Source organism: Cellulomonas shaoxiangyii, assembly GCF_004798685.1.
GTDB lineage: Bacteria > Actinomycetota > Actinomycetes > Actinomycetales > Cellulomonadaceae > Cellulomonas > Cellulomonas shaoxiangyii.
Genome location: NZ_CP039291.1, coordinates 3,772,043 through 3,791,577 on the forward strand (window position 1 = coordinate 3,772,043; position 19,535 = coordinate 3,791,577).

A 19,535-nucleotide genomic window follows, 5' to 3' on the forward strand; every position below is an offset into this window, starting at 1 on the left:
TCGACGGTCGCCGCGTCGACGAGGCGCCGCAGCGGCAGCTCGACACCGGTCTCGCGACGCAGCCGGCTGACCACCTTCGTCGCGAGCAGGGAGTGCCCGCCGAGCTCGACGAACGCGTCGTGCAGGCCGACGGGGGCGACGCCCAGCAGGTCCTCCCACACCGCGGCCACGCACCGCTGCAGCGGCGTCGCGGGCGCGACCCAGGCCGTCGAGAGGTCGGGCCGCGGGTCCGCGGCCCGAGGTGCGGCGAGGTCGGTGCCGGGCGTGGCCGGGTCGGCCGCGGCGGGGTCGTGCACGGCCGGGTCGGCGGCGCCCGGGACCGCGACGACGAGCTCCGCGGCGAAGGCGGTCGCCGGCACGGCGTGGGCGTCCGCCCAGTACCGGCGCCGGCGGAACGGCGTGCCGGGCAGCCCGGTGCGGCGCACGGGCGTGTCGGCGGCGGGCGCGAGCGCGTCCCAGTCGACGTCGACGCCGGCGGTCCACAGCCGCCCGACCGCCGTGAGCGCGGTGCGCAGGTCGGCGTGCGACTCCTGCGCGCCGGCGGCCCCGGCGGCCGCCATCGTCGCCACCACGGTGCGGCCGCGCACGGCGGGCTCGGTGCGGGCGAGGGTGGACAGGGCGGTGCCCGGACCGACCTCGACGACGGCACCGACGCCCTCGGCGACGGCCCGGCGCAGCGCCGGGCCGAACAGGACGGTGCGGCGCAGGTGGCGCACGTAGTGCTCCGGGTCCGTCGCCTGCTCCGCCGTGACCCAGTCACCCGTGACCCCGGTCAGGTACGGCAGGCGTGGCGCGTGCAGCGGGACCCCGGCGACGACGTCGCGGAACGCCGCGAGCGCGGGCTCGACCATCGCGGAGTGGTACGCGTGCGACGTGTGCAGCCGGCGCGACGCGACGCCCGCGTCGTCGAGGACGGCGCGCGCGGCGTCCACGGCGGCGTGAGGGCCGGAGACGACGCACAGGTGCGGTCCGTTGTCCGCCGCGACCTCGACCTCCGGCGGCAGGAGCGGCGCCACCACGGACGCCGCCTCCGCGACCGAGAGCATCGCGCCGGTCGGCAGCGCGTCGAGCAGCCGGCCCCGCGCGGCCACGACCCGCACCGCGCCGGGCAGGTCGAGCACGCCCGCCAGGCACGCCGCCGCGAGCTCGCCGACGCTGTGCCCGAGCATCGCCGCGGGGCGCAGGCCCCAGCGCAGCAGCAGCCGAGCGACCGCGATCTCGACGACGAACAGCGCGGGCTGCGTGACGGCGGTGCGAGCGAGCTCCGCCGCGGCGCGCGACGCGTCCTCTGGCGTCGCGGGCCGGTCGAGCAGCAGGCCGCGCAGGTCGGCGTCCACCTCCGGGGCGAACAGCTCGAGGCACGCGTCGACGTCCGCGGCGACACCCGGGTCGGAGGCGTGCAGGCCGGCCGCCATGCCGGGGTGCTGGCTGCCCTGCCCGGGCAGCAGCCACACGGCGCCGGTCCCGCCCGTCGGCACGGGCGGGCCCACGGCCCGGCCGGGGTCCGCCAGGGTGCGGGCCGCCTCGTCGAGGTCGGCCGCGACGACCGCGTCGCGCCGGCGCTCGTGGCGCCGGCCCGTCTGCAGCGTGCGAGCCACGACGCCGAGGGACGCCTGCCCGGGCAGCGCCCTCGAGAGGTCGGCGCGCAGCGCGGTCAGCCCCTCGGCGTCGCGCGCGGAGACCGGCAGCAGCACGGGGGGCGCGTCGGCGGCCGCGGGCGCGGGGGGTGCCGGCCGCGGTGGCGCCTGCTCGAGCACCACGTGCACGTTGGTGCCCCCGAACCCGAAGGCGCTCACGCCGATGCGGCGCGGGCCGTCGGGCTCCCACGGCGTCGTCGCCGTCGCCACCCGGAACGGCGAGCCCTCCAGACCCGCACCCGGGTTCGGCTCCTCGAAGTGCACGCTCGGCACCAGCTCGCCGTGCCGTACCTGCAGCACCGCCTTGACCAGCGACGTGACGCCCGCGGCACAGTCGAGGTGCCCGACGTTGGACTTGACCGAGCCGATCGTCACCGACCCGGGCGCCACGTCGCCGTCCTGCGCCCACACCTTCGTCAGCGCGGCGACCTCCACGGGGTCACCCAGCTGCGTGCCCGTGCCGTGCGCCTCGACCGCCGTGACGTCCCGCGGGCGCAGCCCGGCCGCCGCGAGCGCGGCCGCGACGACCGACGCCTGGCCTGCGACGCTGGGCGCCGTGTACCCGACCTTCGTCGCGCCGTCGTTGTTGGCCGCCGACCCCCGGATCACCGCGTCGACGCGGTCGCCGTCGGCCAGCGCGTCGGCCAGCCGGCGCAGCACCACGAGCCCGGCGCCGTTGCCGGCGACCGTCCCCGCAGCGCGCGCGTCGAACGGCCGGCACCGGCCGTCGGGCGACAGGATCATGCCCTCCTGGTGCAGGTACCCCGCGTCCTGCGGGAAGCGCACCGTCACCCCGCCCGCGAGCGCCATGTCGCACTCGTCGTCGAGCAGCGCCTGGCACGCGAGGTGCACCGCCAGCAGCGACGTCGAGCAGGCGCTCTGCACGCACACTGCCGGGCCGGTCAGGCCGAGCTTGTAGCTGATCCGGCTGGCCAGGTAGTCCTTGTCGTTCGCCACCAGGAGCTCGAGGCCGTCCGCGCCCGGCGGCAGGCCGCGGCCGCGCAGCAGCGTGCCCAGCAGGTACGTCGACACGCTGGCGCCGGCGTAGACGCCGACGCGCCCGTGGAACGCGCCCGGCGCGTGGCCGGCGTCCTCCAGCGCGTGCCACGCCACCTCGAGGAGCACGCGCTGCTGAGGGTCCAGCAGCGTCGCCTCCCGCGCGCTGTAGCCGAAGTGCGCGGCGTCGAACAGGTCCGCGTCGTCGAGCCGGCCCCACACCGGCACGTAGCGCGGGTCGTCGCGCGTGGCGTCGGCGACGCCCGCGGCCCGCAGGTCGTCGTCGTCGAAGCGGGTGACGGCGTCGACGCCGTCACGCAGGTTGCGCCACAGCGCGTCCACGTCCCGCGCGCCGGGGAACCGGCCGGCGAGTCCGATGACGGCGATGTCGGTGGTGCTCACGTGCTCGGTCACAACAGCTCCAGGGCGTCGGGTCGGACGGTGTCGGCGAGGACGGCGGCGGGTGCCGGGGAGCGGCGCGCGGCCCGGCGCGGTGCACGCGCCCCCGTCGGCGCCTCCTCCCGGCCGTCGAGGTGGTCGGCGAGCGCCCGCACCGTCGGGTGCTCGAAGAAGGCGGTCAGCGGCACGGGCCGGCCCGTCGCCTCGAGCAGGCGGCGGTGCAGGCGGACGAGGCCGACGCTGTCCACGCCGAGCTCGAACAGGTGGGTGTCGATGCCGACGTCGCCGCCGACCTCCGCCGCAGTGAGGCGGCGCAGCAGCTCGGCGGTCGCGCCGGCCGCGGACCCCGGGCCGGGCGGTACCCCGCCGACCACGGGTGCCGCGGACGCCGCCGCGGCGGCCGCCTGCGCGAGCGCCGCCCGGTCGACCTTGCCGTTGGCCGTGAGGGGCAGGTCCGGGCGGACGAGGACCGCGGACGGCACGAGCGCCGCAGCGAGCACCGTCGCGGCGTGCGCGCGCACGTCGTCCGCGAGGGCGCGGGCGTCCGCGGCACCGCACCCCGCGCCGTCCTCCGGGACGACGTGCGCGACGAGCCGCCGCCGGTGCCGCGGCCCCACGGCCGACGCGACCGCCGCACGCACCCGCGGGTGCCGCGCGAGGGCCGCCTCCACCTCGCCGAGCTCGACGCGGTGGCCGCCGATCTTCACCTGCCCGTCCTCGCGGCCGAGGAACTCGACGAGCCCGCCGGGCCGCCAGCGCCCGAGGTCGCCCGTGCGGTACAGCCGCTCCCCCGTCGCCGGGTGGGTGACGAACGACCGCGCGGTGCGCTCCGCGTCGCCGCGGTAGCCGAGCGCCAGCCCGACGCCGGCGAGGTGGATCTCGCCCGTGACCCACGCGGGGCACTCGTGGCCGCGGTCGTCGAGCACGTGCACGCGCTGGTTGCGCAGCGCATGCCCGTACGGCACCGAGTCCCACCCGGCCGGCGTGCGGACGCCCGGCTCGTGCGCGATGGACCAGATGGCCGCCTCGGTCGCGCCGCCGAGAGCGACCAGCCGCGCCCCGGGGACGACCCGCGCGAGCCGCGCGGGCAGGTCCACCGGGATCCAGTCGCCGCTGAGCAGGACCAGCCGCAGCGGGGGCGCCGGTGCGGCCGCACCGTCGAGGTGCTCGAGGAGCATGCCCATGAGCGCGGGCACCGTGTTCCACAGCGTCACGCCGTGCGCGGCCATGAGGTCCACCCAGCGGGCCGGGTCGCGTCGGTCGGCGGGGTCGGGCAGGACGAGCGCACCGCCCGCGCCCAGCACCCCGAAGACGTCCCACACCGACAGGTCGAAGCTCATGGACGACAGGCCGAGCACGCGGTCGCCCGCGCCGACGTCGTACCGCTCGACCAGGTCGACGCACGTGTTCAGGGCGGCGGCGTGCGTGACCGTCACACCCTTGGGCACACCCGTGGAGCCGGAGGTGTAGATGACGTACGCGGGCGCGTCCGGGTCGACCGGGACGTCCGCGAGTGCGAGCGCGGTGTCGAGGTCGAGGCCGGGGTCGGCGCCGGCGTCCGCGGCCGCGTCCGCGCCGACGTCGGGACCGGCGCCGAGGTCCGCCGGCACTGCGGGCACCCCCGCCGCCGCGGCCACCGCCGGGTCGCCGGCGGGCCCGACGACGACGGCGACCGCCCCGCCGTGGCGCACCAGGTGGTCCTGCCGCTCGCGCGGCAGCGCCGGGTCGACCGGCAGGTAGGCGGCACCGGTGAGCAGGGCGGCGAGCACGCCCGCGACCTGCTCGGGGCTCGTCGCCGCCAGCACGGCGACCGTGGTGCCGGGGCCCGCGCCGGCTGCGCGCAGCCCGGCCGCCGCCCGCCCGGCCGCCGCGAGCAGCTCGCCGCGGCGCACCGCACGGTCCGCGGTGAGCACGGCGGGCGCGTCCGGGTCCTCCCGCACCCGCTCGACGAGGGGGCCGTGCAGGGCACCGCGGGGCGCGGGCCCCTGCGTCGCGTTCGCGGCGGCAACCTCGGCGAGGTGCTCGTGGTCGGGCGTGCGCGCGGCCTGCGACCAGGCGCCGTCGTCGGCGGCGAGCCGGTCGAGCAGGTCCGCGCACGCCGCCACGAGGCGCCGCGCGACGCCGTCGGGCAGGGCCGCTTCGACGACGTCCCACGACAGCAGCAGCGCGCCACCCGCCTCGACTGCCTGGTGGTCGAGGGCGACCTGCGGCGTCTGGGACACCGCGAAGACCTCCTCGCCGAGCCAGCGCGTCGGCAGGTCGTCCCCGCCGCCGCCCTGCCCGAGCGCGCACGTCAGCACGACGCCCGGTGCGGGCGCTCGCCGCCCGTCGCGGCGCACCAGGAGGCGCAGCACCTCGACGCCCGGCACCGCGCGGTGCTCCAGGTCAGCGGCCAGGCGCGCCTGCAGTGCCGCCGCAAGGTCCGCGACCGTCGGGTCGCCGGTCAGGTCGACCTCGAGGACCTCCACCCCGGTGAAGTCGCCGACGACGCCCTCGATGCCCGGCAGCCCCGGCCGGTCGGCCACCGTGAGGGTCACGTGGAAGCGCCCGGTGCGGCTCCACGTGCCGACGGCCGCCGCCCAGGCGGTCGCCAGCACGGTCGCCGGCGTCAGCCCGCGGGCCGCCGCGCGCTCGCGCAGCCGTCCCCACGCCGCGGGGTCGAGCCGGTGCCGGAGCCGGGTGAACCGCGGCGGCCCGGCCGTGTCGAGGTCGGGCGCCCACGGCAGGTCCGGCCCCGCCGGCAGAGTCTCCAGCCGATCCCGCCAGTAGCGCTCGGCGCGGTCGCCCGCGGGTCCGGCGGCGCGCGCGTCGAGGGCGCGCACCCCGTCGCGGAACGAGGTGCGCAGCGCGGGCAGCACCCGCGCGTCGGCGTCGGACGCGTAGAGCTGCCGCCACTCGTCGAGCAGGACGCGCAGGCTCGCCGCGTCCGCGACCAGGAGGTCGACCCCGAGGTGCACACGCCGGCGCCCGCTGCCGAGGTCGGTCGTCTCGAGGTCCACCAGCGGCCACACCGCGGGATCGCGCACCGCGTGCGACAGCCGCTCGCGCACCTGCGCCAGGTGCGCCTCGCGGGCCGGGGCGTCGGCGTCCGCGAGGTCGTGGTGGCGCACGGGCACGGACGGCACCACGGGGAGCACGCGCTGGCCGGAGCCGGGCGTGACGACCGCACGGAGCATCTCGTGCCGCCCGACCAGCGCGTCGAACGCCCGCACGAGCCGGTCGGTGTCCACGCCGTCGGCGTCGACCTCCACGTACCAGTGCGCCGCGACGCCGCCGAGGCGGTGCGCCGGGCTGCGCCCGACCAGGTACGCCTGCTGGACGGGGGTGAGGGCGAACTCGCCGTCCGGCCCACCCGGGTCGGCGGCGGCCGGGCGCACGCCGGCCCGGTCGCTGCCGGCACGGTCGGCGCCGGCACGGTCGGCGTCGGCACGGTCGGCGTCGGCACGGTCGGCGTCGGCGATCGGAGGTGCGTCCGTGCTCGGGGGTGCGTCCGCCGCCGCGGGTCCCGCGGTCGGTGCGTCGCACGCGGCCACCAGCCGCTCGGCGAGCCGCGCCGGCGTCGCCGCCAGCAGGTCCGCGAGCGGCACCTCGGTGCCGTGGTCGTCCACCAGCGCGCGCTGCAGCGCCATCGCCCGCAGCGAGTCGACGCCGAGCGCGACGAGGGGCCGGTCCCGGTCGGCGCCACCGCCGGTGACCCGGCGCAGCACGTCCGCCAGCGCGACCTCGTGCCGGAGCGTGGCGGGCAGGCCCCGCAGCAGGTCGCGCATCGCGGGGCCGCCGACGGGTCCGGCCGGCACGGTCGCGGGCCGGGCGGGCGCGACCCACCGGTGCAGCTCCGCGAGCGTGCCGGCCGTGAACCGCTCGGCGCACGCGCCGCGCTGCACCTTGCCGCTCGTGGTGCGCGGCAGACCGCCGGGGCGCAGCAGGACGACCGCGCCGGGCTCGACCTCGAGGTCCGCGAGCACCGCCGCGCACACGGCCTCGACGACCTCGGCGAGGTCGTCGGCCGCGGTGTCGCGCGCCACCTCGGCCGCGACCAGGACGCGCTCCTCCCCGTCGACGTCGAGGGACGAGGCCGCGCACAGGTGCTGCCGCACGGCCGGGTGCGCCTCGGCGGCCGCGTGCTCGACGTCCTGCGGGTGCACGTTGCGCCCGCGCACGATGATGAGGTCCTTGCGCCGCCCGCACACGACGACGCCCACGGGACCGCCGTCGGGGTCCGGTACCACGAAGCCGAGGTCGCCGGTGCGCAGGAAGGGCCCGTCCCCCGTGGCGGTGCGGGCGCCGAACGTCCCGCCGCTGAGCTCGGGCCGACCCCAGTAGCCGAGCGCCACGCTGGGCCCGGCGACCCAGATCTCGCCGGTACGTCCCGGGGGCAGCTCCTCGCCGGTCGCGGGGTCGACGATCCGCAGGTCCTGCCGCGGGTCCACGTCCTGCCCCGAGACGACGAGGGTGCGGGCCACGGTGCCGGGTGCGGCGTCGTCGTCGACCCGGCGGACCTCGCCGTCCGCCAGCGCGGCGGCGTCGACGCGGACGGTCGCGGCGGGCCGGCCCAGCGCGCCGACCGCCACCGCGAGCGTGGACTCGGCGAGCCCGTACCCGCCGTGCACGGAGGCCGCCCGCATGCCGCAGGGGCCGAAGGTCTTCACGAACCGCTCGAAGGTCGGCGCCCGCAACGGCTCGGCGCCGACCACGAGGCTGCGCACGGTCGACAGGTCGAGGGTGGCACGCTCCTGCGCGGTGACCCGCTCGGTGCACAGGTCGAGCGCGAAGGTGGGGGCGTACGCGTACGTGCCGCCGTGCCGGGTGATCGCCTCGAGCCACCGGTACGGGTCCGCCGCGAACGTCGCGGGGGCGAGGAGCACCGCGTGACAACCGGACGCCAGCGGCTCGAGGATCCCGGCGACGAGCCCCATGTCGTGGAACGGAGGCAGCCAGCTGACGGACACGCCGCGCGCCGCCTCCGCCGGGTCGTCGTGCCCGAGGCGCCGCGCGAGCACCGCCACGTTGTGCGCGAGGGCGCCCTGGCCGACCATCACGCCGCGCGGTCGCCGCGTGGTACCGGACGTGTACTGCAGGAACGCGACGTCGTCGGGCCGGTGCTCGGGACGGCGCCACTCGGTCGTGTCTGCCGTGCAGTCGGCGACGTCGATCCACCGCACGTCGCCGAGGCGGCCCGCGGCCCGCAGTGCCGCGGCCGACGCGGTCGCCTCCCCCGCGGTGAGCACCACCGCGGGTGTGGCGTCGGCGACGACCGCCCCGAGCAGCTCGCCGCCGTGCGCGAGCGCCCGCGGGTGGCTCGTCACGGGGACGAGCCCGGCCGCGACGCTCGCCAGGAACGAGACGACGTAGTCGACGCCCGCCGCCTGCACGACCACCGCGCGGTCCCCCGGCGCGGCGACCTGCTGCAGCCCGGCCGCCGTCGCCCGGACGCGGTGCGCGAGCTCGGCGCGCGTCAGGTGCGCGCGATCCGCGCCGTCCCGGCCGACGAGCGTGACGGCCGGCGCGCCGGGCGCCTCGTCCGCCCGCCGCATGATGGTGTCGACGACCGTCGTACACCTGTCGGCCCCCTCGCCGCGGGCTGTGACGTCAACGCCCCCGACCGTCGTCCCCGTGCTCTCCGCCACCCGCATGACGTCCTCCGCCTCGTGCCGCTCCGCCGCTCGCGGCACAGACGATCACGGGGGGGTGGAGGCGAGGAATGGTCGAGTGGGTGGCCCGCACGGGTACCGCGGACGCCTGGTCGTCCGGCTACCCCGGCCCTGCCCGGCGGGCGTCCGGCCGGGCGCCGAGCAGCGCGCACGCCAACGGCGCGGCCCCCCTCCCGGGCCGCGCCGTGACGCCCGGGCCCTAGGCCCGGCCGCGTGCGACGCGCCCGCGGAGGGCGAGCAGCGCCATGGTGTGGGTGATGACCGCGACGATGCCGATGGCGACGAACGCGCGGAGCAGGAGGGTGCCGTCCCAGCCGTCGGTGACCAGCGAGCGCAGTGCCGCGAACACGTGCGTCAGGGGGTTCACGTCGGCCACCGCGGCGAGCCAGTCGGTCATGCGCTCCTGGGGCACGATCGTCGTGGTGAGGAACACGAACGGGAAGAACAGCAAGAACGCCTGGGCCGTGACGGTCGGGTTGCCGGTGCGCAGCGCAACCGCGTAGAGCCACCCGACGTACCCGAGCGCCCAGGCGGCCGCGACGCCGACGAACGCCAGCATCCCCAGCACCCCGGTCGTGAACTCGACGCCGACGGCGAAGCCGAGCGCGAGCACGGGCAGGCTCATGAGGAGCACCATCACCAGGTCGGTGACCATGAAGCCGAGGAGCAGGGCCAGCCGGTTGACCGGCGCCATGAGCATCCGGTCGAAGTACCCCGTCGTGATGTCGTGCACGAGCGCCGTGGCGCGCGTCAGGCCGGTCGTCGCGACCACGATCGAGACGGGCAGCTGGAACGCCCGGAAGTCCTCCACCCCCGCCCCGCCGAGCATGTCCTCGAGTGAGCCGACGAACACGGCGAAGAAGAAGACGGGGATGAACAGCGGCGCGACGAACTCGGCCGGCTCGCGCCGCGCCTGGCGCAGGGAGCGCCCGGCGACGGACACGACGTCGCGCCAGAAGCCGGCGGGCCGGGCGAGCGCGGGCGGGCGCGGTTCGACGGAGCGCGCCGTCGTCGCGGTGGGCAGGGCCGCCGTGGGCACGGTCATCGCGTGGCCTCCCGGGCCTCGTCGGGGTGGGGCGCGCCGTCGTCCGTGGCGAAGTGGCGGCCGGTGAGGGACAGGAACACGTCGTCGAGCGTCGGCCGGCGCAGCGCGAGGCTGCGGGTGCGGACCCCGGCGGTGGCGAGCGCGACGGCGACGGGCCCGAGCGCGCGCGTGCCGTCGAGCACGGACGCGGTCACCTGGTCACCGCGGACCTCGACGCCCTCGACGACGTCGAGCCGGCGCAGCGCGTCGGCCGCGTCGCCGGCCTGCTCGTCGACCTCGGCGACGACGACGTCGGTGCCGATGGTCCGCTTGAGCTCGTCGGGCGTGCCCTCGGCGACGACCCGGCCGGCGCTGATGATGCCGACCCGGTGCGCGAGCACGTCGGCCTCCTCGAGGTACTGCGTGGTGAGGAAGACGGTGACGCCCAGCTCGGCGTTGAGGTGCTGCACCTCGGCCCACAGCGCCTCGCGGCTCTCCGGGTCGAGGCCGGTCGTCGGCTCGTCGAGGAAGACGACGCCCGGGCTGTGCACGAGCGCCATCGCGACGTCCAGCCGGCGGCGCATGCCGCCCGAGTAGCTGCCGGCGGGCCGGTCGAGCGCCGACCCGAGGGCGACGAGGTCGCCGAGCTCGCGCAGCCGCCGGTCGATCTGCGCGGCGCGCATGCCGTAGAGCCGCCCCTGCAGCCGCAGCAGCTCGCGGCCGGTCTGCTTGAGGTCGAGCGCGGTGGCCTGCAGGGCGGCGCCGATCCGCAACCGCACCTCGCCGGGGCGCGTCGCGACGTCGAAGCCGGCGACGACGGCGCGTCCGGACGTGGGGGCCAGCAGCGTGCACAACGTGCGCACGAGGGTCGTCTTCCCGGCGCCGTTGGGACCGAGGAAGCCGTAGACCTCCCCGTCACGGACGGCGAGGTCCACCCCGGCGAGGACGTCGCGGCCCCCGAGGGTCCGGTGCAGGTCCTCCACGAGGACGGAGCACGGCGTCCCGTCGCCGGGCGGGCGCCGCACGGGCGCGAGGGTCGCAGACGTCGTCATGTTCGGGCCTTCGTTCCGCCGGGGGCAGGGTTACCCTCACAGGGTGCCGATACAGTGGGGAGAAGGTCAAGACATGATGTCTCGGGGTCAGTCATCGTGATCGAGTCGGGCGCACCGGTCGCCACCGGGTGGCAGGACGCGATCGAGGCCCACAAGGCCCGCTACCGCGACCGGATCATGGACGCCGCGGTCGAGCTCGCCGCGTCGGAGGGGGCTGCGCGCATCACCATGGCGCGGCTCGCGCAGCACGCCGGCATCGGTCGCGCGACGCTCTACAAGTACTTCCCCGACGTGGAGCAGGCGCTGCTGGCGCACGTCCGGCGGGAGATCGACCGCTGCGCCGAGGTGCTGGCCCGCGCCGCCGCCCTGCCCGGCTCCACCGGTCTCGAGCGGCTGCACGGCAGCATCACCGCGGTCGCCGACTACTTCGCCAGCAGCGGCCACCGCATGAGCTGGGCGAGCCTCGACCGCGCCGAGCTGAGCACGACCGCGAACAGCGTGGTGACCGCGCACATGGCTGCGCTCGTCGAGCCGGTCGTCGGCGTCTTCGCGGACGGTCTGCGCGACGGCAGCATCCGCGCCGGGCTCGACCCGGCCGTGCACGGGCCGCTCGTCCTCAAGCTCGTCGTCAGCCTGCACGACGAGCTGTTCCGAGGCGTCATGACGAGCGCCGAGGCCGTCGAGGCCGTGTGGCAGCTGGTCGCGCGGGGCATCGCCGCGCAGCCCGACGCGACCGTCTGACGCGCTCGCGAGAGGTCGGCAGGGCGCCCGCCGGGAGGACCGGCCGGGCCGGCGGACGACGGCCGCGCGACGGTGCGCGCGGGCCGTCCCCGGTCAGCGGTGGGCGAGCGCGAGCGCCCCCGTCGCGGGGACGCGACGCTGCGCCCCGGTCACGTGCTCGGCACGGCGCGGCGCACCCGCGGGCTCCTCGGCACCCGGGCGCGGCTCCACGAGGTTCTCGCGCAGGGCCACGGACACCGCCGACGTGCGGTTGGAGCAGTTGAGCTTGGCGAGGACGTTGGCGACGAGCCGCTTGACGCCGTGCTGCGAGATGCGCAGGGCCTTGGCGATCTGCTTGTTGCTCATGCCGTCCACCAAGAGCGCCACGACCTCCCGCTCACGCGGCGTGAGCTGGCCGTACGCCGGCCGCCGGCCCACCTGACCCTCGCGGGCGCTGGCGAGCAGGCGCCCGGCGAGGGTGGCGGGCAGGTACACCTGCCGGCGCGACACGCAGTCGACGGCCGTCGCGAGGTCCGCCGTCGTCAGCTCCCGCTGGAGCAGGTAGCCGTCCGACGGGATCGACGTGACGTCCTCGAGGACCTCCTCGTCCGCCGACCCGACGAGCACGAGCACCGCCGCGCCGCGGTCCCGGCACTCGGAGGCGAGGGCGCCGACCGCGGCGCAGTCGCCGTCCTCGAGGCCCAGGATGACCGTCACCTCGGCGGCCGAGGCGACGAGGGCACGGAGCTCACTGGGACATCGGGGGGTCCGCACGGTGCCGGCGCCGATCGCGTCGAGCATGGCGGTCAGGCCGTGCCGGACGAGCTCCACCCCGGTGTGGACCAGAACCAACCCGTCGCCCTCCACGGTCGCCCCTGGTGTGCCGGCGTTCTCGATCATGTGCTCCCCCTTGTGCCACGACCCGAGCGAGAACCGGCAAAGGGCGCGTGTGGGAGGGATCGCTGGATCCCGTACCGCCTGCGCGCCGCCACCGGACCGTGGGTATCAAAGCACAGATCGAGACGATCTGTCTCTACCTCATGCACACGGTATGCGCACGTCCAGATCGGCGCGGCGGCACCCGGCCGATCAGCGTTCCGTGGCGACCACCGGGCCGGCCACGGGCTGCGCCCCGCGCATGCGGGCGCGCTCGATGCGCGCCGTCCACGGGCCGGTCGCGAGGGTCGTCACCACGGCCATGACGAGGAAGGCCGTGGCGAGCGGCGGGTCGAGCAGCCCCGCCTCGACGCCCGTCTGCACGACCAGCACCTCGGTCAGCCCGCGGGTGTTGAGCAGGGCGCTCAGCATCGGGGCGTCCGCCGCTGGCACGGCACCCCTGCGGACCGCCAGCCGCACGCCGAGGAGCTTGCCGCCCACGCCCAGCACCAGGACCACGACGGGCAGGAGGAGCCCCGCGCCCGCGAGGCTCAGTGGCGCCGCGGCCAGGCCCGCGACGAGGAAGAACACCGGTAGCAGGACGTGCGTGGCGACCCACCGCACCGGCCCGTCGAGCACCCGGCGCGTCCCCGCCGGCAGTGCGTCGAGGGGCACGACCGCCCCCAGCAGGAAGGCCCCGACGACGCCGTGCACGCCCGCGACCTCGCCGAGCCGCACGAAGCCGACCGTCGCCGCCCCCAGCAGGACGAGCATGAGGACCGACCCCGCGGCGCCCGGCGGGACCGCAGCGAGCAGCCGGGGTGCGAGCCGGGCGAGCGCGAGTGTCGCGACGACGAGCCCGACCAGCGCCGGGACCGCCGCCGGGCGCGTGCCGTCCCCGCCGGGTGCGAGCACCGCGGCGAGGCCCAGCAGCAACCACACGAGGCCGTCCTGCACCGCCGCCGTCGCCAGGGCGGTGTCCGCCTCCCGACGCCCGGCCAGGCCGCGGGAGCGCACGATCTCGCCCAGCACCGGCAGCGCCGTCGCCCCGAGCGCGCAGCCGCACACGATCGCCAGGGGCACCACCGGCGTGCCGTGCCCCGTGGCCACGAGGACGCCCGCGAGCCCGGCGCCGAGCACCAGCGCGACACCCAGCCCCGTGCCCGCGAGCACGCCCGTCGCACGGGACACCGCCGCCGAGGCGCGCGTGTCGAGGTGCAGCCCGAGCAGGACCACCAGCACCGCGACGCCGACGCGCGCGGCACCGTCCCGCAGGCCTGCCGAGTCGTCGGGCCACAGGGTGGCCGTGACGTGTGGCGCCCAGCTGCCGAGCCCCACCGGCCCGAGCAGGAGGCAGGCGACCATGACGCCCAGCACCGGCGGCTGCCGGAGTCGGCGCGCGACCGCGCCCGCGAGCGCGGCCAGGGCGACGACGGCGACGACGCCCGTCACGGCCGCGCCCCCGCACCGGTCGGCCGCGGGTCGGCGGTCGAGGGCTGCGCGGTCGAGGGCTGCGCGGTCGCGAGCCGGCCGGCGGTCGGGCGGGGACGGGCGGGCACGGGCACCTCCGGCGCATCACGGGACCGGGGGTGCGCACCCCCTCCCGCACCCTCCCGCCCCGCCTCCCGCCCGGGATCCACCGCGCGGACGGCGGTGCCGGACCCGGCGGGGGTACCCGCTCGGGCAGGGGCGGTGCGCGCGGCGGGGCGGAGGGCGGCGGGGCGGGGCGGCGGCGGGGCCGGTGCGCTCAGCCCAGCGTGAGCGACACCGTCACGTAGGAGTGCGCCGGCAGCTCGACCTCGAGCCCGCGGGCGTGCGGGCGCACGCCGTCGAACGCCGTCGGCGCGACCGCGTCGGGCGCGTCCGGGGTGTTGTGGGCGTCGAGCCGGGGCGCGGTGAGGACGCGGGCGGAGTGCCCGGTGACGTCCCGGCCGCGCAGGTCGAGCACGAGGGTGACCGGCTGGTCGGCGTCGAGGTTCGAGAGCGAGACGAGCGCCGTCTCCCCCGTGGTCGACGCCGACGCCGACAGCAGCGCCAGGGTGCCGCCGTCGACCTCGCGCGTCGGGACGTCGCCCTTGAGGTGCACCGTGAGCGCGGACGCGTCGTGGTGGGGCGTGTTCATCTCGAACACGTGGTAGCTGGGCGTGCGGACGAGCGCGCCCGTCTCGGGGTCGGTCAGCAGCATCGCCTGCAGGACGTTGACGGTCTGCGCGATGTTCGCCATGACGACGCGGTCGGCGTGCCGGTGGAACGCGTCGAAGTGGCGGCTCGCGACGAGCGCGTCGCGCAGGGTGTTCTGCTGGTACAGGAACCCGGGGTTGGTGCCCTTCTCGACGTTCCACCAGGTGCCCCACTCGTCCACGACGAGGCCGATGCGCTTCTTGGGGTCGTACCGGTCCATGACCGCGCCGTGCCGGTCGAGGAGCTGCTCCATGACCGCGGCGCGGGCGAGCGCGAGGTACCACTCGTCGGTCGTGAACTCGGTGGCGTCGCCCTTGTCCGCCCACGGCCCGGTCATCGTGTAGTAGTGCAGCGACAGCGCCTGGAACGGCGCGGCGGGGCCGTCGCCCTTCTCGAGCGGGTCGAAGGACCGCATGAGCGTCTCGGTCCAGTGCACGTCGTGGTCGGAGGCGCCGGCGGCGATCCGGTAGACGTCGTTGCCGGCGTGCGAGCGCACGTACGTCGCGTACTGGCGGGCCAGGGACGCGAACTGCTCGGCGCGCAGGTGGCCGCCGCACCCCCACGCCTCGTTGCCGAGGCCCCAGAACGGGACCTTCCACGGCTCGTCGCGGCCGTTCTCCCGGCGCAGCGCCGCCATGGGCGAGTCGTCGGCGCGCGTGAGGTACTCGATCCACTCGCTCATCTCGGCGACGGAGCCCGAGCCGATGTTGCCGCTGACGTACGCGTCGGCGCCGAGCATCTCGCACAGGTCCATGAACTCGTGCGTGCCGAACGAGTTGTCCTCGACGACGTCGCCCCAGTGCGAGTTGACCATCCGCGGCCGCTGGTCGCGCGGGCCGATGCCGTCGCGCCAGTGGTAGTCGTCGGCGAAGCAGCCGCCCGGCCAGCGCAGGTTGGGGATCTTGAGGGCCCGCAGCGCCTCGACGACGTCGGTGCGGATGCCGCGCTCGTTCGGGACGTCCGAGTCCTCGCCGACCCAGAACCCGCCGTAGATGCAGCGGCCGAGGTGCTCGGCGAAGTGGCCGTAGACGTGCCGGCTGATGGTGGGGCCGGGCAGGTCGAGGTCGATAACGGCCGTCAGGGGGACGGGCATGGTGCTCCTTCGCACGAGGGGCGGGCTCCGGACGCCCGCCGCGCCACCGGCAGATTACGTGGCGGTCGCGGCCGGGTCGCGATCCGCGACCCGGCAGGTCGCGCGTCGGGGCGGACGGCACGGGGCGGCGGGTGCTCGTGGCACCCGCCGCCCCGTCTCGCGCAGGTGGTCAGCGCACCCGCACCTGCCCGGTCGCCTCACCGGCGCTGTTGATCCGCTTCCAGCCCGTCGTGCTGCCCGACGAGACCCACCACTCGCCGTTCGGGTGCGACAGGAACACGTCGTCCTTGCCGTCGCCGTCCATGTCGGCGAGCTGGAAGGCGTCGGTGCGCAGGGCGCCGCCGTTGTCGAAGATCTGCCAGCTGGTGGTGCCGCCGTACGAGACGCGCCCGTGGCCGTCCGCGGGGTCGGCGTAGAAGACGTCCGCCTTGCCGTCTCCGTTAAGGTCGCCGAGCTTCAGCTGCGCGATCGGGACGCCGCCGCCGGCGTTGATCGCGCGCCACGCGGTCGTTCCGCTGTCCGAGACCATCCAGGCCCCGTTGTGCGGGTCGACCATGAAGACGTCGTCCTTGCCGTCGCCGTTGAAGTCGGCGATCCGGAACTGCTCCGTGCCGTAGGGCCCGGCGTTGTTGACGATCTTCCAGTCGGTGGCGCCGCGGTCGTAGGAGATGCGCCAGTTGCCGTCGTGCGCCCACGCCCAGAAGACGTCGTCCTTGCCGTCGCCGTCGAAGTCGCCGAGCGTGATGTTGGTGCCGGCGTTCGGGTCGCCCCCCAGGCGCTGCCAGCCGGTCGTCCCACCCGAGGACATGAGCCAGCTGTTGTTCCAGACGAGGAACACGTCGTCGCGGCCGTCACCGTCCAGGTCGCCGAACTGGTAGCTCGACGTCGGGATCGCGCCGGCGTAGTTCACCGCTGCCCACGGCGCGACCCCGCCGTACGACACGCGCCACCAGCCGTCCTGCATGCTCGACCAGAACACGTCGGCCCGGCCGTCACCGTCGAAGTCGTTGCCGCCGGCGTTGCGGCGAGTCGGCGACGGCGGGTTGGTCGGGCCGGCGGGCATGGTGCCAGGGCTCTGGCACGAGGCCCGCAGCTGGGCGAGCGAGACCTCGCCGGTGTACGTGCGCACGTCGCCGATCGCACCCGTCAGGTGCCGCGCCGCAGCGCCGGCCTCACGGCCATGACCGAGCTGGAGCGGCCCGGCCGCCAGCCACGGCCTCGGTGCGGCCGTCGGTGTCGCCTCGCGCACGACGAGCGAGCGCGTGACGTCCGGGGTGCTGAGGTCACAGACGTAGAGCCGGAGCTGCCCGTCACCGCCGCGTACGCCGGTGATCTGCGCCCACGCGCCCGCCGTGAGCGGCTGTGCGGACCGCACCACGACCGGGGCCGCCGAGTCCGCGTCCGCGCCGCGCATCGCGAACGTCCAGCAGTGGCCTCCCGTCGCCGGGGGGCACGCCGGGTCGGTGCGGTGCCCGAGCTCGAACCCGCTCACGCGGGTGCCGTCCTGGCTGACGACCGTCGCCGAGCCCGTGATGGCGTCGAGCCGCACGAGCGCGGACACGGAGAACGCGCCGCCCCCGGCGACGACAGGGCGCGCCGAGGTCGCCGTGTCCAGCGGCGAGTCGAACCGCAGCGCACGGTCCGTGAGCTCGATCCCGCGCTCCGCGAGCAAGCCGTTCACCACGGTGGTCGACGGGGAGACCGTGAGGTTGTTCGCGCTGCCCGTGGCGACGTCCTTCGCAGTGCCGGCCGTCGTCTCGTCGAGGCGCCAGGCGCTGCCGAGGGCCGCCAGCTCGACGGTGAACCGGTACGTGCGCATCGGCCCGAGGTTGCCGGCCCGGTCCTGCGCCACGACGTTGAGCACCTGAGGCCCGACCTGCGTCGGCGTGAACGTGATGACCGGCGTCGTGGCCGGCACGCTGCCGTTCAGGTCCGTGCTGTTGAAGGCGTAGCGGTACTGGAGGTCGTCCGTCGACCCGCCGCTGGAGACGCGGAACAGCCCGCCCTGTCCCAGCCCGCCGGCCGTCGCGTCCTCGGCGTAGACGACGTCGCGCCCGGCGATCGCGGTCACGACCGGCATCGCCGGCGGCGTGTAGTCGACCGCGAACTCGCAGACGCCGTCGGGACCGACGCGGCCATCGCCGTCGATGCCGTGGGCGATCCAGCGGTACAGGCCGCCGTCGTTGAGGTCCATGGGCACCTGCACCGACTGCAGCGCACCCGACCCCTGCGCCGGGTTGGGCGCCGGGTCCCACACGACGACGGCTGGGTTCACCGCGCTGACGAGCGCGACGTTGCCGTGCACGTTGCCGCCGTCCGGGTCGCTGAAGACGGCCTTGAGCACCGGCCGACGATCACGTGTCACCGGTCGGTCCGCGCCCACGACGCAGCCGTCCGCGCCGACCAGGCCCATTGCGCTCGGCGCCGATGGTGCGCGGTTGTACGTCACCGACAGGCCGGCGTCCCAGCCATAGCGCTTCCAGTACGCCATCGAGCTCTCGTCGACGGCGATGCCGAACGAGCCGTGCCCCTGGTTGGCCGCCGCGATGTCCTGCGCCGCGACCGTCGCGTCGAACTCGATACGGCGCGGCACCTGACCGTTGGTGCAGCCGTTGCGGTGCGCGATCGTGTGCGTCTGCAGCGGCTTCCAGTACGACCCACCCGGGTACGGCGTGCCCGACGTGAAGTCCGCCACCGCGTGCAGCGTCACCGGCCGCGGCGTGCAGTCATAGGAGTGCGTGCCGGCCACCGAGAACGTCGCACCGCGCACGTCCCCGGGCTCCACCGCGCCGACCGCGTCGAGCCCCACGAACTGGTACAGCACCCGGCTGTAGAACGTGTGCGAACAGGTCGTCGACGTCGCGCGCGAGCACAGCCCCACACCCTCGTCGCCGGCGAAGTTGTACGCGTTGCCGACCACCGTGCGCACCGCGGAACGCTGGTTCAGCGAGCCGCTGACACCCGGGTCGATGTACACCGGCCACTCGGTGCCCGGGTCTGCGAGCATCCCGGCGTCCGGCGTGACGGTCACGGCGTCGGGCGCCACCTCGGCGGGGATCTCGGCGACGGTCTCGTCCCCGACAGGCGCCACCGTGGGGTCGGCGTCCTCGAGCGTGCCCAGGGCACGGTCCGTCGTGCCCTCGGCCACGTCGCTCGAGGAGTCCCACATGACCGGGACAGGGCTGGTGAAGACCGGCGCACCGTCGGCCTCGGCGGCGACGAAGCCACCGTCCTGCGCCTGGACCTCGATGCTGTCGGAGGTGGTGACCGGGAAGGTGAGGTCCGCAAGATCGGGGTGCGCGGCCGCCTCGGGCGACTCGACCCGCAGCACCTCCGAGAAGCCGGTGGCGTCCTCGTTGACCGTCACGACCAGGTCCACACCCGGCAGCACGTCCGCGTAGATCAGCTGCGAGCCGTCGACGTCCGGTGCCGGTAGCTCGAAGGGCATCTCGAACGTCAGGGTGTGCCCGTCGCGCTCGATCGTCGCGAACGGCTCGTCACCCGACCCGTCCGAGAACCGCATCGGCGTCACCGGGGAGGCCACCGTGACGGCCGCGCCCGTGTCCTCGAGCGTCGCGCTGACCGCCGCCCACTCCCCCGACACGTCGGTGCGGACCGCACCGGTCGAGATGTCCAGGCGCATCGAGCCGTCCGACAGGGCGAACGTCGTCGCCCACTCCGTCCGCGCGTCGACCACCTCCACCTCGGTGTCGCACCGCACTGCCAACGCCGCGGCCGCAGCCACGTCCGACGCGACCTCCGCGCAGGCCGGCGCGGCCGCCCGCGGCGCCGCCTCGACCCGCGGTCCCGCCAGCGCCACCGCCCCTCCGCTGCCGACGACGGCCACCGCCGTGACCGCCGCCCACGCGAGCCTGCCCCTCACCCGACCGCTCATCTGTGACCTCA

The 19,535-nt window shown here is 76.4% G+C and carries 8 protein-coding genes and 2 pseudogenes; 1 reads left to right on the forward strand and 9 read right to left on the reverse strand.

Annotation, left to right across the window (positions count from 1 at the left end; translation table 11 throughout):
• Positions 1-41 precede the first annotated feature (41 nt).
• The 5 genes and pseudogenes from E5225_RS18315 to E5225_RS16890 all read right to left on the reverse strand — a co-directional run.
• Positions 42-167 (reverse strand): annotated as a pseudogene (locus tag E5225_RS18315) (phosphopantetheine-binding protein); the annotation flags it as partial.
• Between the two features lie 309 nt (positions 168-476).
• A pseudogene (locus E5225_RS18320) lies at positions 477-3,047 on the reverse strand (type I polyketide synthase); the annotation flags it as partial.
• Positions 3,044-8,566, reverse strand: coding sequence for a non-ribosomal peptide synthetase (locus tag E5225_RS18180; RefSeq protein WP_167306029.1), 5,523 nt, complete (start codon positions 8,564-8,566; stop codon positions 3,044-3,046). The pseudogene E5225_RS18320 and the gene E5225_RS18180, both read right to left, overlap by 4 nt.
• Positions 8,567-8,882: 316 nt before the next feature.
• Positions 8,883-9,728: an ABC transporter permease gene (locus E5225_RS16885; protein ID WP_135973119.1), complete on the reverse strand. Its 846-nt coding sequence runs from the start codon at positions 9,726-9,728 to the stop codon at positions 8,883-8,885.
• Positions 9,725-10,759, reverse strand: coding sequence for an ATP-binding cassette domain-containing protein (locus E5225_RS16890; protein ID WP_135973120.1), 1,035 nt, complete (start codon positions 10,757-10,759; stop codon positions 9,725-9,727). Before E5225_RS16890 ends, E5225_RS16885 begins: the two co-directional genes overlap by 4 nt.
• Before the next feature lie 96 nt (positions 10,760-10,855).
• Here E5225_RS16890 and E5225_RS16895 point away from each other — a divergent pair, with 96 nt between their 5' ends.
• A complete protein-coding gene (locus E5225_RS16895; protein WP_243738173.1) occupies positions 10,856-11,500 on the forward strand; it encodes a TetR/AcrR family transcriptional regulator in 645 nt (214 codons plus the stop codon).
• 93 nt (positions 11,501-11,593) lie between these two features.
• On the opposite strand, the gene E5225_RS16900 is transcribed toward E5225_RS16895, so the two are convergent.
• The 4 genes from E5225_RS16900 to E5225_RS16915 all read right to left on the reverse strand — a co-directional run bounded on the left by E5225_RS16900 (position 11,594) and on the right by E5225_RS16915 (position 19,524).
• On the reverse strand, positions 11,594-12,379 hold the full coding sequence (locus tag E5225_RS16900) for a response regulator transcription factor (RefSeq protein WP_208012514.1): 786 nt from the start codon (positions 12,377-12,379) through the stop codon (positions 11,594-11,596).
• Between the two features lie 189 nt (positions 12,380-12,568).
• Positions 12,569-13,807 (reverse strand): cation:proton antiporter, encoded by a 1,239-nt coding sequence (locus E5225_RS16905; protein ID WP_135973121.1) that lies wholly within the window; start codon positions 13,805-13,807, stop codon positions 12,569-12,571.
• 295 nt (positions 13,808-14,102) lie between these two features.
• The gene (locus tag E5225_RS16910) at positions 14,103-15,629 is read right to left on the reverse strand and encodes an alpha-N-arabinofuranosidase (RefSeq protein ID WP_135973122.1); all 1,527 of its coding nucleotides are present in this window, start codon (positions 15,627-15,629) and stop codon (positions 14,103-14,105) included.
• A gap of 169 nt (positions 15,630-15,798) precedes the next feature.
• A complete protein-coding gene (locus E5225_RS16915; protein WP_136225529.1) occupies positions 15,799-19,524 on the reverse strand; it encodes an FG-GAP-like repeat-containing protein in 3,726 nt (1,241 codons plus the stop codon).
• Between the last annotated feature and the right edge of the window lie 11 nt (positions 19,525-19,535).